We start from the raw sequence: 15,522 nt of genomic DNA on the forward strand, positions 1-15,522 counted from the left end.
GTGACGTCAAAAAACAAAAGAGCAGGAAGTCGAATGACCTCCTGCTCGTTACATGGTGTGCACCATGTGGTTATGTGTGCGAGTTAAGCCTCGCGAATATGTCGGAAATTGGAGCGGGTGAAGAGAATCGAACTCTCGTCATCAGCTTGGAAGGCTGAGGTTTTACCATTAAACTACACCCGCACATTCAAGTATACGATTTTAAAATTGGAGCGGGTGAAGAGAATCGAACTCTCGTCATCAGCTTGGAAGGCTGAGGTTTTACCATTAAACTACACCCGCGAAACGCTTAACGTTACGGTAATATAATAGCACACGATTTAACCTTTGCAAACCCTTTTTCGAAAAAACATTAGTTGTGGCGGATAGGTGGTCTTGCTAAGATAATAGAAGAGGGGAGTGGGACGGGCATGAGCGAACGAAAATCTTATTTGAAGATGATGAGTGAAGGGTTTCGCATGATGAGCCAGGCGAAGCAAGTCGAACAAACTGTAACGCTCCGTCAATGGACGTTCTCGGTGCGGCATGAGTCGATGTGGCATGTGATTTTACGGACTGACCGGCTAAAATGGGTCAGTTCACCGACCGAGACGTTGGTCATCGAGCCGATGTTCGTTCAAATCGGAGCGTTGCATCTCACGCGCCACGTTGAAACGAACGAGGTACGTTTGAAAATCGAGGAAGAATGGGGAATTGAAAGTAAGATCGTCTGCGACGATCAAGAGTGGGAACGATTCGTCGAAGCGCTCAAACAATTGAAGGGGGAGTAGTCGTGAGTCGAGAACGACTGTATCGGATTGAAGCGGAAGCCCGTGGCAGCGCTTGGCGGGCCCGTGTATTGACCGGCATCCAACGGTTCCGCTTTTTTAAAGGGGAACTGCTCGCACCGACTGAACGACCCTATGTCGTCTTGAGCATCTCCCAAGACGCGGGGGCGTTACCCGATTTGATTGAGACGGATATGGGCGTCTTGCTCATCCACGAACGAATCGGACCCATCTTTATGAACCTATGTCCGTACGACATCCAGCTCGTCCGGGTTGAACTGCATACGAGTACCGGCAAGACCGACCACTATTGCGCGCTCAACGTCTTACGCCGATTTGAGATCGAGCACCTCGAGGATTCCGGTGAATATCGGCCGTTAAGCGAGGATCGTCTCTACTTTCTGTCCCGACAAACCGTTCGGATGGATTTATGCGGACATATGATCGCCCAAGATCGAAACAGCCAACGCCTTTACGTGACGGAGCGGCTCAAATATGCGCTGCAAGCCAAAATGGTCACCGGCCTGACATTCAAGAAAACGAAGGAGCAATTAGCATGAAAGAATACGAAATCGACGGGTGGCTTCGTTTATCCTACCCAGAGCACTATGAATACAATGAAGAAGAGGATCACGTCAGCTTCTATTCGGTGGAGGAAGATGCGCAAGGGACGCTTCAAATGTCTATCTATGAAGCAGAGGAGGCCCAGGCCCCTGAAGATGCGGCGCTGCAAGAACTGAACACCTTTTTAGGGGAGTTCCCAATCGACATTAAAGTCGCACCGAGCGTGACGGATCAATCGGGCGGCATGACGACGGCTTACGCGAGCGGGATTGAAGACGACATGTATTTGGACGTCTGGTCGCTCACGGACGGGAAGCGCCTGTTGTTTTTGACGTACGTCGCCGACAAGAAGACGGATGAAAAGTTAGAGATCGAAGCGATCGTCGATTCCATCGAATGGACATGAAAAGAGACACGAAGCCAAGTTGGCTCGTGTCTCTTGTTCGTTATTGGAACTTTGGTACGTCGAAATGGAGTGTGTATGAATCGAGGTTTTGATAGATCTGGAAGATACGTGTCGTTTGTTTCGTCGCCCAACCGATATCCGTTGCGTACTGATGGTTGCCAGGAGCGGCCGGGTTGAAGCGCATCTTATAGAGTGTATTTTGTTTATGTGTCGGATGATTGATATAACTTGCTCCGATCCAGTAAGCGCCCCCGACAATGGCAGCTTCCGGCGTGAACCATTTCTGTTCGAAAGCGAATTTGGCACCGGTCGTTAATGGACTGCTGTCGACTGCTTGGATGCCGTACATATTGTATACTTTCGCAACTTCTTCGCGATCTGGATAAATGCGTGTCCCATTCGAGTTAATCAACGCATTCCCGTCTTTATCGACCGGGACCCCTTGAGCGAGGACTGACTTACCATGTCCTGTTTCGTGGACAGCATGCGCAAGTAAGTAGATTTCGTTGACGCCATACTGATTGGCTGCATTGATGAACGCTTGTCCTTGTCCCGTGAGTGTGCCGCTGTTCGTCAAAACGCTATTCAACGTCGTCGCGGTCGTTCCGGCACTCTTCGACAAGTCAAGGAATTGATAGAAGGCCTGCGAGTCTTGGGCCATATTGCTCGGATTGACGTACGGTTCAATGTCCGCCACTGAGGCGCGGCGCCATGTGTTATCAAAAATACGAATGTTATGGCCAGACGGTCTACGGTAAGACACGGTGTAGTAATTTCCATCTTGTCCTGTGATCGTCACAGTTTCGCCTGGATTGATTTGACCATACGCGTGTGACGTGAGACTAGCACGACTTAAAATATTGGCTTCTCCAACGACCGAGCTTGGTGTTACGTACCCAGTCATCGTCCCGTAGTTGACGCGGTACCAAATGGTTGTACCGACCGTTTGCCGGCTCACATATTCAAGCGTCGTCCCGTTCGGAATCGTGGCGAGTGTCGCCGCACTAGAAGAAGCAGTCGTTTTAAGAGCGGCCCCAACACCTGAGATGACCCGGATGTTATTATTGACGATCGTCCCGGTACTTCCGTCAACTTTTACCCATGAACGTGGCAAATAAGCTTTGGCATAGCGATGCGCATCGGTCTGGCCGAATTGCGCCATTTGTCGTTCTGCCATTGTGCGAACAGAGATTGGATAGCTTGTGTAGGATACGACGCGCTGGATCCCGTTCGCTGGTGGTGGTGTCGTGACGGCCGTCGTATATGCAAGGTGAATATAGCTCCCGGCAAATCCACCGTTCGTTATCAGTCCCCAATCGGTATTCAAGACGGGCTTCACTTTCACGATCGTGCCGCTTGGAAGTTCGCCAACTTTATCACTGCTTGTCGTCGCTTCTTCGCGGACGTTCAACGGTCCGTTGTTCTCGACAGAGATTCTGACCTCGCGTTCGGTCCCATATTGTTCGGTTGAAGTCGACGGGGCTGTGAGCGAGAAGTTACGTGCTGCGACATACCCGGTCGTGTTCGCGTAACGGACTTTGAACCATGAACCCGTCGCGCCGTGCGCCGACAGTTGATCGACTTTTGCACCGACCGGGATCGTTTGAAGGACGTTTCCGCGCGTCGAAGTCGAAGAGTACATCGTCGCCGTCTGTTTAGCGTAGTAAGGTGTGACCTGTTCTGCGACTTGTGACTCAGATAAGTTTCGCATCGGTACGTAACCTGTCAAAGAGCCGGCTGCGACTTTCGCCCAAGACCCGGTCGTACCGTGTGTCGAGATCAATTTAACGCTTGTCGCGATTTGAAGTGTGCCGACTACTTTTCTTGAAGTCGACATCGAATTGAAAATACTTGATGTCGATTTGACGTACATCGTTGTCGGTTCGACTGTCACGAGCGGCTGCAAGTTCCGTTTCGCGACATAGCCCGTCTTCCCGCTGTATGTCACTTTGGCCCACGATCCGGTCGCGCCGTGCTCCGAGAGGAACGTTACTTTCGCACCTTTCGGGATCGCAATCAGGGTTGGGGACGTTGAAATCATCGAGCTATGCATCGTCGTGTTTGTTGTCGTACTATGCGTCGGGTTCGCTTGGGGTGCCACGGTTTCGCCTCCTACTTGAGAGAAGTAGCGTTGAGCCACATAGCCAGTTTTCCCGCCGTATGTGACTTTGAACCATGATCCCGTCGCGCCGTGCGTCGATATGTAAGTGACGGTCGCACCTTTTGGAATCGTTGTAACGATTGAAGCGCTCGTTGTCATCGCCGAGCGCATATTGACGGTCGCATTAGCTGTATACGTTTTGGTTGTTGCCGCTTTCGTGACGGTAGACTTCAACGTTAAGTACGAGGAAGAAACGTATCGCTTTTGACCTTGAAACTCGATTTGGGCCCAGTTGTTGCTTGTCGAATAAACTTGTACAGCAGTTCCTTTCGTCAACTTGCCGACGATCGCTGACGAAGTCGACGTAGACGACCGGACGTTCAAAATGGAGGTATTCACCGTGCCTTCGTATGTTGCTGCATATGACTCGGTCGGTCCGATCATGCTCAATACTGTGCTAGAGATGAGGACGGCCGCGCTCAGTCGTGTAAGTGTTGGTTTCAATGTGTTACCCCTTTCATTCCATATACTTCAATCTATAAGTGTTCTTCGTAGTGCGCGGTCTAAGTATAGCGCACTTAAAAAATGGAAAGAAGATGAAAAATTTCAAAAAAGGTAAATGAATTAGAAAGTCGTTGGTTTAAAATGTAAAAATAAAAAAACCTCCATTTAATAGGAGGTTTTTCCATGTCTTAGCTTAAAGGTTGCGCAAGAGCCAACCGCTTATATCGGTCCACACTTCGTCGCGTTGCCGTTCGCGGAGCACTTCGTGACGCGCGTTGTCGTAAGACAACACCGTCAGCTCGACTTCCGCTGCCTGATAGTTTCGAACAATCCCTTTCAACCCTTCCCCGTCGTGTACGACCGGGTCGTCCGTTCCGGCGACGAAGAGGATCGGGAGCGTCTTCGGATGTTCATGGATACGGGCGAGGGATGTGACCTCTAGCGAAGCGCTAGCTACTTCATATAAGTAACCGAGTGTCGGGATACCGCCGCAGTCCGGGTCGCTGCGGTAAGAGGCCACTTCTTCCGGGACGCTAGAAATCCAATCGTTCTCCGTCTTGGCGGGGAAGAATTTTAAATTGTAGCGCCCGAACAAGAGGCGTTCGAACAGGCGAGAGTGGTAATCGCTCCCTTTCATACGAATTGCCGACCCGATGGCGTAAAGCCCGAGCCGGCCGACGAAACCAGAGCCGGGAGGCGGCGAAATGGCGACGATGCCGGATAGGTTATGACCCATGATTTGACCGAGACGACGGACGAGCAAAGAACCGAAACTATGTCCGATTACAAACGTCGGCAAATCATTTTGATAGTGACCGATCAATGCGACAGCGTCTTCGACCATTTGGTCAAATCCTTCTTTTGGAAGTAAGTGAGCGTATGTGGATTGAGCACGCGCTGATTTTCCAGCTCCGCGAAGGTCGCAAACAAAAACGTTAAATCCAGTTGTTGCCATAAAGTCGGCGAACTCGACATACCTGCCGTGGTGCTCGAGCATGCCGTGAAACAAGAAACAATTTCCAATCGGGTTCGTTGCCGGGACGTGCAATACGTGCGTGCGGTACCCGTCTGCGTACGTGTGCTCAATGACGTCCAAAGTCATCCCTCCGTTGTCGTGTGGATTAAAACAATCCGATGGCCTTACCTGTCTCGTCGATGCCCATGTTGAGAGCGGCTGGATGTTTTGGCAGTCCTGGCATCGTCAAGACGTTACCCGTCAAGGCGACGAGGAAGCCGGCACCGACCGACGGTTTCAACTCTCGTACGGTTACCGTGAATCCTTGAACGTATCCGAGTTTTGTCGGATCGTCGGATAGTGAGAACGGTGTTTTGGCCATACAGATCGGCAAATCGTCCCATCCGTTCGCTTTAATTTGAGCCATTTGCTTTTTCGCCGTAGCGGTGAACGTGACGCCGGCCGCTCCGTAAACTTCTCGGGCAATCGTCGTAATCTTCTGTTCGATCGAATCAGTCAGCTCGTAAAGTGGTGTGAGCATGGCTTCGTTCGACTCGACTGTCTCGATGACGGCCTCGGCAAGTGCTTGTCCGCCTTGTCCGCCGCTCGCCCAAACTTCGCTGAGGGCGACGCGGATTTGATGCGTTTCGCACCAGTCGAGCACAGTGTCGAGCTCTGCGATCGAATCTGAATTAAAGCGGTTCAAGGCAACGATGGTTGGTAAACCGAGCTTTGTCATCGTGTCGACATGTTTGGCGAGCAACTCCATGCCTTTTGTGACGGCCTCGACGTTTTCGATGTGGAGTTGGTCTTTGGCGACACCACCATGCATCTTCAACGCGCGGACTGTCGCCACGAGGACGACCGCATCAGGACTTAAGTTGCCGATACGCGATTTAATATGACAGAACTTCTCGGCGCCAAGATCAGCTCCGAAGCCGGCCTCGGTGACGACGTATTCGCCGAGCTTCAAGGCAGTCTTTGTCGCGATGAGCGAGTTACAGCCGTGAGCGATGTTCGCGAACGGGCCGCCATGGACGAGAGCCGGGGTCTGTTCAAGTGTTTGGACCAAGTTTGGCTTGAACGCCTCTTTCAGTAAGAGTGTGGCCGCACCGGCCGCACCAATCTGTTCAGCCGTGACGGGTTCATTATCGAAGTCGTAGGCGACGATGATCCGCTTGATACGAGCCTCTAGATCAGCGAGCGAATCGGCGAGGCAAAGGATCGCCATAATTTCTGAGGCGACGGTGATGTCAAAACCGTCTTCGCGCGGGACACCGTGTGCGGCTCCGCCAAGTCCGACCGTCACGTGGCGAAGGGCGCGGTCGTTCAAGTCAAGGACGCGCTTCCAGACAATTTTCCGAACGTCGATTTTTAGATCGTTGCCTTGATGAAGATGGTTGTCGAGCATGGCGCTGATCGTGTTGTGGGCTGACGTGATAGCGTGCATGTCACCCGTGAAGTGGAGGTTGATGTCTTCCATCGGCAAGACTTGGCTGAATCCGCCGCCGGCCGCTCCGCCTTTTAGCCCCATCGTCGGGCCGAGTGACGGCTCGCGGAGACAGACGATCGCTTGTTTATCGAGTCGGTTCAACGCTTGACCGAGTCCGACGGTGACCGTCGATTTTCCTTCTCCGGCGGGCGTCGGATTGATGGCTGTGACGAGGACGAGCTTGCCGTCTGCTCGGGTCTTCACTTGTTCGAGCAAATCGAACGACAGTTTTGCTTTGTATTTCCCGTATAGGTCGAGATCATCTTCTTGTAGGCCGAGCTTTTCAGCAATTTGCTTGATTGGGAGCATGTCCGCTTGTTGGGCGATTGCTAAGTCAGATAACGGTTTGATTGTCGTCATGTATAAATTCCCTCCACTTTCGAACGTTTTACTAGTATTATGTTTGATTCATTCGTGATTCGAGCCATAATTCGGATCGTTTCTCTAATATAAACTGGCTCGTTCGTATTGTCATTGACTTTATCATAACGCATCAGTTCTGCAAATTCACTAATTGAGTTCAATATATTCCACCCATTCCGTCAAATGTATCCGTTTTCATTTCATTTCATTGCAGGTAAATTGATAGTGGAGGCGATGAAGATGATTGAAACACCGAAGCGAAGCAAACAGAGACGGAATTGGAAGAAGCCGGCAAGCTTTATCGCATTTGTCGGTCCGGCCTTTTTGGCGTTCGTGGCCATTGTACTCATCCCGTTCTTTAACGGGATCTATTACAGTTTCACGGACTGGAACGGGGTGACCGGCCAGTTGAACTTTGTCGGATGGGATAACTATCATCGACTCTTGTTCGAGGACGCCCAGTTCCGTTCGTCGTTTTGGATCACGACGAAATACACGATCGTGGCCGTCATCATGACGAACATCGTCGGCTTTTCATTGGCGCTGTTGTTGACGATGAATATTAAGACGCGAAATATATTGCGAACGGTCTTCTTTATGCCGAACTTGATCGGCGGACTCATCCTTGGTTTCATCTGGCAATTCATTTACGTGAAAGGATTCGAGTCAATCGGATCATTGACCGGTTGGAGCCTGTTCGAGCTGCCGTGGCTCGGCGACGCCCAGACAGCGTTTTGGGGAATCGTCATCGTCGCGATCTGGCAAGGCGGGGGCTACGTGATGGTCATCTATATCGCGGCGCTGCAAAACGTACCGACGGATTTGCTCGAAGCGGCCCGGATCGACGGGGCGAACCGGTTGAAAATGTTGCGTCATATCACGCTCCCGATGATCATGCCATCGATTACGATCTGTCTGTTCTTGACGATCTCCTGGTCGTTCAAAGTATTCGATACGAACTTGTCGCTCACGAACGGAGGACCGTTCAAATCGACCGAGATGCTCGCCTTGAACATTTATACAGAGTCGTTCGTGAACAACAATTACGGTCTCGGCTCGGCGAAAGCGGTCGTCTTCTTCCTCGTCGTCGCGGCGATCACCGTCACCCAAGTGTATTTGACGAAAAAACGGGAGGTGCAGGCATGACGACGGAAAAAATTGAACAGTTCGAACCAAAAATCGATCAGACGCCGAGACGGCAGTTGCCGCAGAAGCCGCTGCGGACGAGCGGGTATACGACCGGCCTTGGCCTCATCGAATTGGTCGCTATTTTACTAGGACTTTTGTATCTCGTCCCGTTTTATTACGTCATCGTCAACTCGTTCAAGTCGATCGCTGAGATTTATACGAACACGTCCGCACTGCCGAGCGTCTGGCTCGGATCGAACTATACGGAAGCGTGGGCAGCGATGAACTATGGCCGCGTCTTTTTGAACTCGCTTTTGATCACGGCCGGCGCGAACATCGTCATCGTCATCTTCACGTCGATGGCGGCATGGAAGCTCGTCCGGACGAAACATTGGATCTCGACCGTCATCTTCTTCTTGTTCGTCGCGGCGATGGTCATCCCGTTCCAATCGATCATGATTCCGCTCGTAAAAGTATCGAGCGTGCTCGGTCTATTGAACAGTCATTGGGGACTGATGGTCATGTATCTCGGGTTCGGGTCAGGTATTTCGGTGTTCTTATATCATGGCTTCATGAAATCGATTCCGGAAGAGATCGAGGAGGCGGCCATCATCGACGGTTGCTCGACATGGGGGCTGTTCTGGCGGATCGTGTTCCCGCTCTTGAAACCGATCACGGTGACGATCGTCATCTTGAACAGCCTATGGATTTGGAACGATTTTCTGTTACCTTCACTTGTCCTCCGAGACATCGAACTGCGGACGATCCCGCTCGCGACGTTCTATTTCTTCGGACAATATACGAAACAATGGGATTTGGCACTCGCTGGTTTAGTTCTTGGGATCGTTCCGCTTCTCATCTTCTTCTTCGGTATGCAACAGCATATCATCAAAGGGATTACGAGCGGCTCGATCAAATAACCCTTCCCAAGGGATCTCCCTCGTCCGCTACACGGGGGAGAATTTTTTTAGAAAAGCTGTTGACATTCGTCTGAATATTTATAATAATTAGTTCAATTCAATTGTGAACGACATTGAAAGGACGAGTACACAGAAGACGTAAGCAAAGCGAGCCGGGGAAGGTGAGAGCCCGGACTGAAATCTCTGTCGAAGAACCTCCTGGAGTCGCTACCCGAACGCTTTGCAAGTAGACGTAGCCGGACCGTTCCCCGTTATCGGAACTACGAGATGTTCGTCTCGAAAAAGTGAGTAGATTCGTCTACTAATTTGGGTGGCACCGCGGAGCTTGAAGCCTTCCGTCCCATAGTCCATGGGATTGGAGGGCTTTTTTCTATTGCTCCGTCCCAAATCCCACAATTGGAGGAAGACAAAATGACAACGACAGCAACAAGCATGATGAAGGAAAAACAACAGGCAATCACGGCGGTAAAGGCAATGTTCGAGGACAAATTCAGCACGGCGCTAGGTCTCACGCAAGTACAGGCACCGTTGTTCGTCACATCGGCGAGCGGAGTCAACGATCACTTGAACGGCGTCGAGCGTATCATTCAGTTCGACACACAATATCCGGGACATGAGCTTGAAATCGTCCAGTCGCTTGCGAAATGGAAACGCGAAGCGCTCGGCCGGTACGGGTTCAAAGTTGGCGAAGGGTTGTATACACAGATGCGTGCGATCCGCCGCGACGAAGAACTCGACGCGACACACTCGCTTCATGTCGATCAATGGGACTGGGAACGCGTCATCGCCCGGGAACACCGGACGACCGACTATTTGAAAGCGACCGTCGAATCGATTTATGCGGCCTTGCTTGAAACGGAACGGTCGGTCGAGTCGGCATACGCGATCGAAGCGATTCTCCCTGAGTCGATTCACTTCTTGACTAGCCAAGAGCTAGAAGACCTGTATCCGACGCTGACGCCAAAAGAACGGGAACATGCGATTTGTAAAGAGCATGGCGCGGTCTTCCTCTCACAAATCGGAGGCGCGCTCGCCTCAGGAGAGAAACATGATGGCCGAGCGGCTGACTATGACGACTGGTCGCTCAACGGCGATATTCTCGTCTGGCACCCAGAACTCGAGACGGCGTTCGAACTGTCGTCGATGGGGATCCGTGTCGATGAGACAGCGCTCGCTGAACAGTTGGTGACAGCTGGCGCGGAAGAGAAGCGGAAGTATCCGTTCCATCAAGCCGTGCTCGAAGGACGTCTCCCACTTACGGTCGGAGGCGGAATCGGCCAGTCACGTGTCGCCATGTATCTGCTCCGGGCCCGTCATATCGGTGAAGTCCAATCGTCGGTCTGGCCGAGCGAGATGGTCGCGGCGTGCGAAGAAGCTGGAATTAGCCTGTTGTAATTATATAGAAGCAAATGAGCCAGGACTTTCTTACGAGAAAGTCCTGGTTTTCTGTACAACATTTTCCACCCTACACGTCAATTTTGACACCTACATAATGGAAGCGTTTTCATTTAAAGTAAGGGTGTACTGATTGGATCGATTATTTTAGTCGACTTACACACCGAGGGAGGAAGTAAGATGAAACGCAAATGGAGATTATCGACAGCTGTGATGACGGCTGGCATGGTATTGACGCTCGCTGCCTGCGGGGGCGGATCGCTCACAGAAGGGGAAGGGTCGGCTGACGGGAACGCGGATAGCGGGGATTCAAAAGACGTGACGTTGAACGTCTTCCAATTCAAAGCTGAAATCGCTAAAGACCTCGAGGCGATGGCGAAAGAATATGAAGAAGAGACGGGCGTCAAAGTGACCGTTCAAACGGTCGGCGGCGGAGCCGACTACGGTGCCGCGCTCAAATCGCAATTCGCATCTGGCAATGAACCGGATATCTTTAACAACGGTGGCTTCACGGAAGCACAGACGTGGAAAGATAAGTTGGAAGATTTGTCGGATGAAAAGTGGGTCGGTGATTTGACGGAAGTGGCCAAAGAACCGATGACGATGGACGGGAAACTGTACGGTATGCCGATGAACCTTGAAGGCTACGGTTTCATCTACAATAAGGAGCTGTTTGAGAAAGCAGGCATCAGCGAACTGCCGAAGACGCTGTCTGAATTGACGGAAGCGGCTGAAAAGTTGGACAAGGCGGGTATCACGCCGTTCTCGGTCGGCTACGCGGAGTTTTGGATTCTCGGCATCCACTTGCTCAACATCCCGATGGCGCAACAAGATAATCCCGAGGCGTTCATCCAAGCGCTCAACGACAACAAAGAGAAGTTCGAAGACAATGAGCAGTTCCAACAGTTCTTGAAACTATTCGACCTGACCATCAAATATGGCAACAAGAACCCGCTCACGACGGACTACAACACGCAAGTCACACAGTTCGCCCAAGGCGAGACAGCGATGCTCCAGCAAGGAAACTGGGCCCAACAGATGATTCTCGACGTGAATCCGGACATCGAGATGGGCTTCGTACCGATTCCGATCAATGATGATAAAGAGAAGATGGACCGCTTGCCGGTCGGCGTCCCGAATAACTGGGTCGTCAACAAAAACTCACAATATAAAGAAGAAGCGAAAGACTTCCTCGAGTGGATGGCGACGTCAGACACAGGAAAAGACTACATGGTCAACAAGTTCAAGTTCATCCCGGCGTTCAAATCGATCGAAGCGAACGACCTCGGACCACTCGCTGACGATATCCTTGCCTATTCGAACGAAGGCAAGACGATCTCATGGAACTGGTTCAAGTATCCGGACGGCACGGTCAACGAGTATGGTGCCTTGATGCAAGCGTACGTCGGCGGTCAGAAGACCGGTGACGAGATGCTCCAAGACTTCACAAAAGTATGGATGGATAAAGCTAAATAAAGAAAACACAAGCAGCGAACTGACCCCTTCGCCGCTTGTGTTTTTTTTATGAAGAAACTGTCACAGGAATCCCATAAAAAGCACACACATACCCCCCTAGGTTTTCGTACAATATGTTTTGTAAGCGATTGATCAAGAGGAGGGGTTATGAGACAACTAAAACTTGGATTGCTCATCGGCTTGTTGTTCGCAGCCCCGTCTGTCCACGCGGAGTCCGATTTAGTGACGCTTGAAGAACCGATCGTGGTCCGTTCGAATGAGACGTTTGACGGTGCTGGGAAACGCTTCGTCAGCTGCAATGAACCGGCGTTTCGGTTAGAAGGGACCGGGGCGGTGCTCGAGAATGTGGTTGTCGAACAGTGCCGGCAGACGGACGTGGCTGCCATACAAGTCTCAGGGCTTGGCCATCAGTTGATCGATGTGACCGTCGAAGCGTCCGGGACCGGTATCGTAGTGGAAGACAGCTACGGGGTAAGGCTCGTCCGTCCCGTCATCTCGGGGTCTAATCAACACGAGGGCATCTCGCTATTGAACAGCGAAGCGGCTTTGATCAAAGGGGCGGTCATCGACCGAGTCCGTGACGGGATCTACATCGAGAACGGGTCGGGTCACCAGCTGATTCGCCCGAGCGTTGCTGATGCTAGATACGGTGTCCATCTCATGTTTCCGACAGACGTGTCGATCAATTTGCCGAACCTCCGGCGCAACGGAGCAGGTGCGATGATCATGGGGACAGAGCGCGTCGTCATCGAGAACGGACAAATCCATGACCAAGTCGGCGCGACGGCGACCGGGATCATGTTGTTTGAAGCAGTCGAGACGACGTTGCGTGCCAACGCGATCTTCGGCAATCGGATCGGGATTTATGCGGAAAAATCGGAGTGGACGACGATTCATGACAACGGTGTGAACGGCAATGATGTAGGACTGCGCTTGAAGTCGGCGAACGGGATGACGATGGCAGGGAATGACTTGACCGGCAATCGGTATCCGGTCGTCTCGTTTGAGTCGGCAGACAATGTGATTCAAGGAAACGATTGGGGCGGACAGACGCTCGATTTGACACGCGACGGGTTCAGTGAGATCCCGTTTCGGGCCGACCCGTACTTGTTTTTATTGGCCGATTCATATGAAGCGTTCGAGTTGCTGTACGGTGCCCCGGGGCTAACCGTGCTTGAACGTGTGCTCCGTAGCCCGGACGAGGTCACACTCACGGACGCAGGACCAATTGTGTCCGCGTTTCGCATCGAGTGGAACGGGTCGTTCGGAGCGGTCGCTTTAACCGGAATGATGGTTTTACTATGGATATTTGGGAGGAAACGATATGACTACGTATAAGAAAATGGCAGGACTATTCGCCGCATCAAGTTTGACGCTCGCACTTGGGGCATGTTCGAGCGCTGCGGCGGAACCGTTCGATATCGAATGGGGCGAGACCGAGTGTGAAGTGTGCAAGATGAAAGTGATGGATAAACAATTCGCTGCCGAAGCGATCATGGACAACGGGAAAGGCTATGCGTTCGACGATATCGGTTGTTTGATGCGTGACTGGTACCCTGAGCAAACGGAAGAGGACATCGCGGCGATGTATGTGAAAGACTACAACACGATGGACTGGGTCGATTTAGAGGAAGGTGCGTTTGTCTATAATAAAGAAGCGAAAACGCCGATGGCTTATAACATCGTCTCGTTCGCAAAAGCAGCGGACGCGGAAACGTATGCCGAAGAGAATGGCGGCATGGTGATGGATTTAGACGACTTGAAAGAACACACGTGGGAACGCGGCGAGATGAAACACCATAAAAAAATGAACTCGGACGACGATGGCGAAGCGAGCGACATGAGTGACGCGCACGATTCGGATGAGTCATCTGACGGTCACGGGCAGTAAGCGATGTTATGGCGGATCGAATGGTCCCGTACGCTGCGTCAGAAAGAAAGTTACGTCTTCTTGCTTGCTTGGGTACTGACACTCGTCTTGCTGGGTGGTCTCGGCCAAGCGATCCCGGTGGCGACGGCGTATACGAACGTCAGCGCGACACTCGTCACGGTGATCGGGCTCGTGTTACCGCTCCTCGTCATGTTGACGACGGCACTGCAGTGGGGCAATGAGCGTGAATCCAAGCGGATGCGACTCGTCTCGACGTTCACGGTGTCGATGCGCCGCGTGGTCTGGATGCGTTACAGCGCATTCCTGGCGACGCAAGGACTCGTCATCACGCTTGCGTTCGCGCTCGCCTCGTTCCTTGTTTCGATGCCGCTCGAGACGTGGTTCGTCCTATGGGTGTATGCGTTCGGCCTCACCGCGTACGGGGCCGCGATCGGCACGTTCATCGGCGTCGTCGGACGGACGAGGCTTCGAGCCGTGCTCCTCTCGTTCATCGTCTGGGTCGTCCTCGTTTTACTTTGGCCGACGCTACTCGTGGCAACGATTGCTTGGCTACCTTACGGGTCGCAAGCGAGTGCGATGGTCGGGCTTCTGTTTTTGAACGGGTTTGAGCTGCTGCGCGTCTGGGTGAGCTCGGTCTTGTCGGCACCTGACCTGTTCGGGGCCGTCTATGAAACGTTTATCGGCTGGCTCGGCGACCCACTCGGTAGTTTGACCGTCAGCATCGCGATCTTAAGTGTCGTGTTTGTGTTGTGGTTTGGGACAGCTTGGTTACTTCGACAGGAGGGACGACATGATTCAGCTTGAACAGGTCGGTAAACGCTATGGCGATGTATGGTCGCTCCATCCGCTTGACGGAGCGATTGCCGACGGTCGGGTCGTCGCCTTATGCGGAAGCAACGGGGCTGGGAAATCGACGCTACTGAACATGATGAACGGTACGCTCGCACCGAGTGTCGGTCATATCTCGTTGAACGGGGAGACGCGTGACCGTCGAAAATCGTATAATCAATCGTTTGGTTATATGCCTGATGATTTCGCATTCGATCCGTCGTGGACCGTCGGTGAGACGTTTGCGTATTACGCGTTGCTTCAAGGGGTCAAACCGGATGCGTCTCTATTGAACCGTGTCGGGCTTGACGCCAAGACCCGGCAACAGGTCGGGATGTTGTCGAAAGGGATGCGGCAACGCCTCCTGCTCGCTCAAGCGTTGGTCACGAAACCTGACATTTTACTGCTAGACGAGCCGACGAACGGTCTCGACCCGACGTGGATGCATGTATTGGGCCGACTGTTGCGGGAAGAGGCCGACCGCGGGACGACGATCGTGTTCTCGACACACCAGCTCGATGTGGCGGCGAGGCTTGCTGACGAAGTCTGGATGCTTGATGCCGGCCGGCTGGCCGGACGTGTCCTCGTTCAAGATGAACAGGCCGCTTACGCCGAAATTAAAAACTTCTTTTTCGAACCGGAAGTTGAGGCTTGTCAAACAGACGCCGCTCGCACAAAATAATAGACAGTTGAAGTGGTGGTCGGAGCCTTCCGGCGCCACTATTTTTGTGG

Annotated in this window: 14 protein-coding genes, 2 tRNA genes and 1 other annotated feature; of the genes, 11 read left to right on the forward strand and 5 right to left on the reverse strand. The window is 52.3% G+C overall.

Annotated elements, in window-relative coordinates:
* Nucleotides 1-109: 109 nt before the first annotated feature.
* Both EVJ30_RS03185 and EVJ30_RS03190 read right to left on the reverse strand, forming a co-directional pair.
* Nucleotides 110-183 (reverse strand) — tRNA-Gly (locus EVJ30_RS03185).
* Between the two features lie 25 nt (nt 184-208).
* Nucleotides 209-282, reverse strand: a tRNA-Gly gene (locus EVJ30_RS03190).
* Between the two features lie 128 nt (nt 283-410).
* Here EVJ30_RS03190 and EVJ30_RS03195 point away from each other — a divergent pair.
* From EVJ30_RS03195 to EVJ30_RS03205, 3 genes are read left to right on the forward strand one after another with little or no spacing between them, the layout of a single operon-like run.
* Nucleotides 411-770, forward strand: coding sequence for a hypothetical protein (locus tag EVJ30_RS03195; protein WP_131467994.1), 360 nt, complete (start codon nt 411-413; stop codon nt 768-770).
* Nucleotides 771-772: 2 nt separating this feature from the next.
* A complete protein-coding gene (locus EVJ30_RS03200) occupies nt 773-1,327 on the forward strand; it encodes a hypothetical protein (RefSeq protein ID WP_070328879.1) in 555 nt (184 codons plus the stop codon).
* A complete protein-coding gene (locus EVJ30_RS03205; protein ID WP_070328880.1) occupies nt 1,324-1,737 on the forward strand; it encodes a hypothetical protein in 414 nt (137 codons plus the stop codon). The genes EVJ30_RS03200 and EVJ30_RS03205 overlap by 4 nt, the downstream gene beginning before the upstream one ends.
* A 40-nt stretch (nt 1,738-1,777) precedes the next feature.
* On the opposite strand, the gene EVJ30_RS03210 is transcribed toward EVJ30_RS03205, so the two are convergent.
* The 3 genes from EVJ30_RS03210 to EVJ30_RS03220 all read right to left on the reverse strand — a co-directional run bounded on the left by EVJ30_RS03210 (nt 1,778) and on the right by EVJ30_RS03220 (nt 7,149).
* A complete protein-coding gene (locus tag EVJ30_RS03210) occupies nt 1,778-4,342 on the reverse strand; it encodes an SH3 domain-containing protein (protein WP_131467996.1) in 2,565 nt (854 codons plus the stop codon).
* 193 nt (nt 4,343-4,535) lie between these two features.
* A complete protein-coding gene (locus EVJ30_RS03215) occupies nt 4,536-5,438 on the reverse strand; it encodes an alpha/beta fold hydrolase (protein ID WP_131467998.1) in 903 nt (300 codons plus the stop codon).
* A gap of 25 nt (nt 5,439-5,463) precedes the next feature.
* Nucleotides 5,464-7,149: a formate--tetrahydrofolate ligase gene (locus EVJ30_RS03220; protein ID WP_131468000.1), complete on the reverse strand. Its 1,686-nt coding sequence runs from the start codon at nt 7,147-7,149 to the stop codon at nt 5,464-5,466.
* Between the two features lie 243 nt (nt 7,150-7,392).
* Here EVJ30_RS03220 and EVJ30_RS03225 point away from each other — a divergent pair, with 243 nt between their 5' ends.
* The 8 genes from EVJ30_RS03225 (at nt 7,393) to EVJ30_RS03260 (ending at nt 15,472) form a co-directional block, all read left to right on the forward strand.
* Nucleotides 7,393-8,298 carry a carbohydrate ABC transporter permease gene (locus EVJ30_RS03225; RefSeq protein WP_201739054.1) on the forward strand — a complete coding sequence of 302 codons (906 nt, stop codon included), beginning with the start codon at nt 7,393-7,395 and terminating at the stop codon, nt 8,296-8,298.
* Nucleotides 8,295-9,200 (forward strand): carbohydrate ABC transporter permease, encoded by a 906-nt coding sequence (locus EVJ30_RS03230; RefSeq protein WP_236635973.1) that lies wholly within the window; start codon nt 8,295-8,297, stop codon nt 9,198-9,200. Before EVJ30_RS03225 ends, EVJ30_RS03230 begins: the two co-directional genes overlap by 4 nt.
* 104 nt (nt 9,201-9,304) lie before the next feature.
* Nucleotides 9,305-9,546: a binding site (T-box leader), on the forward strand.
* A gap of 65 nt (nt 9,547-9,611) precedes the next feature.
* Complete coding sequence (asnA, locus tag EVJ30_RS03235; protein WP_070328884.1) at nt 9,612-10,595, forward strand: aspartate--ammonia ligase; 984 nt, start codon at nt 9,612-9,614, stop codon at nt 10,593-10,595.
* A 180-nt stretch (nt 10,596-10,775) separates the two neighbouring features.
* Nucleotides 10,776-12,071, forward strand: a complete 1,296-nt coding sequence (locus EVJ30_RS03240) for an ABC transporter substrate-binding protein (protein WP_131456814.1) — start codon at nt 10,776-10,778, stop codon at nt 12,069-12,071.
* 147 nt (nt 12,072-12,218) lie between these two features.
* The gene (locus tag EVJ30_RS03245; protein ID WP_131468002.1) at nt 12,219-13,409 is read left to right on the forward strand and encodes a right-handed parallel beta-helix repeat-containing protein; all 1,191 of its coding nucleotides are present in this window, start codon (nt 12,219-12,221) and stop codon (nt 13,407-13,409) included.
* Complete coding sequence (locus EVJ30_RS03250) at nt 13,396-13,962, forward strand: nitrous oxide reductase accessory protein NosL (RefSeq protein WP_201738411.1); 567 nt, start codon at nt 13,396-13,398, stop codon at nt 13,960-13,962. Before EVJ30_RS03245 ends, EVJ30_RS03250 begins: the two co-directional genes overlap by 14 nt.
* Before the next feature lie 3 nt (nt 13,963-13,965).
* The gene (locus EVJ30_RS03255) at nt 13,966-14,766 is read left to right on the forward strand and encodes an ABC-2 transporter permease (RefSeq protein WP_131456818.1); all 801 of its coding nucleotides are present in this window, start codon (nt 13,966-13,968) and stop codon (nt 14,764-14,766) included.
* Nucleotides 14,753-15,472, forward strand: a complete 720-nt coding sequence (locus tag EVJ30_RS03260) for an ABC transporter ATP-binding protein (protein ID WP_070328889.1) — start codon at nt 14,753-14,755, stop codon at nt 15,470-15,472. Before EVJ30_RS03255 ends, EVJ30_RS03260 begins: the two co-directional genes overlap by 14 nt.
* The last annotated feature ends 50 nt before the right edge of the window (nt 15,473-15,522 follow it).

Source organism: Exiguobacterium sp. SH5S13, from assembly GCF_004337085.1.
Taxonomy (GTDB): domain Bacteria; phylum Bacillota; class Bacilli; order Exiguobacteriales; family Exiguobacteriaceae; genus Exiguobacterium; species Exiguobacterium aurantiacum_A.

What these genes read in the sequence shown, in the direction of transcription:
- asnA (WP_070328884.1), top strand. Translation starts at nt 9,612, where the DNA reads ATGACAACGACAGCAACAAGCATGATGAAGGAAAAACAACAGGCAATC.
- EVJ30_RS03230 (WP_236635973.1), top strand. Translation starts at nt 8,295, where the DNA reads ATGACGACGGAAAAAATTGAACAGTTCGAACCAAAAATCGATCAGACG.
- EVJ30_RS03250 (WP_201738411.1), top strand. Translation starts at nt 13,396, where the DNA reads ATGACTACGTATAAGAAAATGGCAGGACTATTCGCCGCATCAAGTTTG.
- EVJ30_RS03225 (WP_201739054.1), top strand. Translation starts at nt 7,393, where the DNA reads ATGATTGAAACACCGAAGCGAAGCAAACAGAGACGGAATTGGAAGAAG.
- EVJ30_RS03255 (WP_131456818.1), top strand. Translation starts at nt 13,966, where the DNA reads ATGTTATGGCGGATCGAATGGTCCCGTACGCTGCGTCAGAAAGAAAGT.
- EVJ30_RS03245 (WP_131468002.1), top strand. Translation starts at nt 12,219, where the DNA reads ATGAGACAACTAAAACTTGGATTGCTCATCGGCTTGTTGTTCGCAGCC.
- EVJ30_RS03260 (WP_070328889.1), top strand. Translation starts at nt 14,753, where the DNA reads ATGATTCAGCTTGAACAGGTCGGTAAACGCTATGGCGATGTATGGTCG.
- EVJ30_RS03195 (WP_131467994.1), top strand. Translation starts at nt 411, where the DNA reads ATGAGCGAACGAAAATCTTATTTGAAGATGATGAGTGAAGGGTTTCGC.
- EVJ30_RS03220 (WP_131468000.1), bottom strand. Translation starts at nt 7,149, where the DNA reads ATGACGACAATCAAACCGTTATCTGACTTAGCAATCGCCCAACAAGCG.
- EVJ30_RS03205 (WP_070328880.1), top strand. Translation starts at nt 1,324, where the DNA reads ATGAAAGAATACGAAATCGACGGGTGGCTTCGTTTATCCTACCCAGAG.
- EVJ30_RS03240 (WP_131456814.1), top strand. Translation starts at nt 10,776, where the DNA reads ATGAAACGCAAATGGAGATTATCGACAGCTGTGATGACGGCTGGCATG.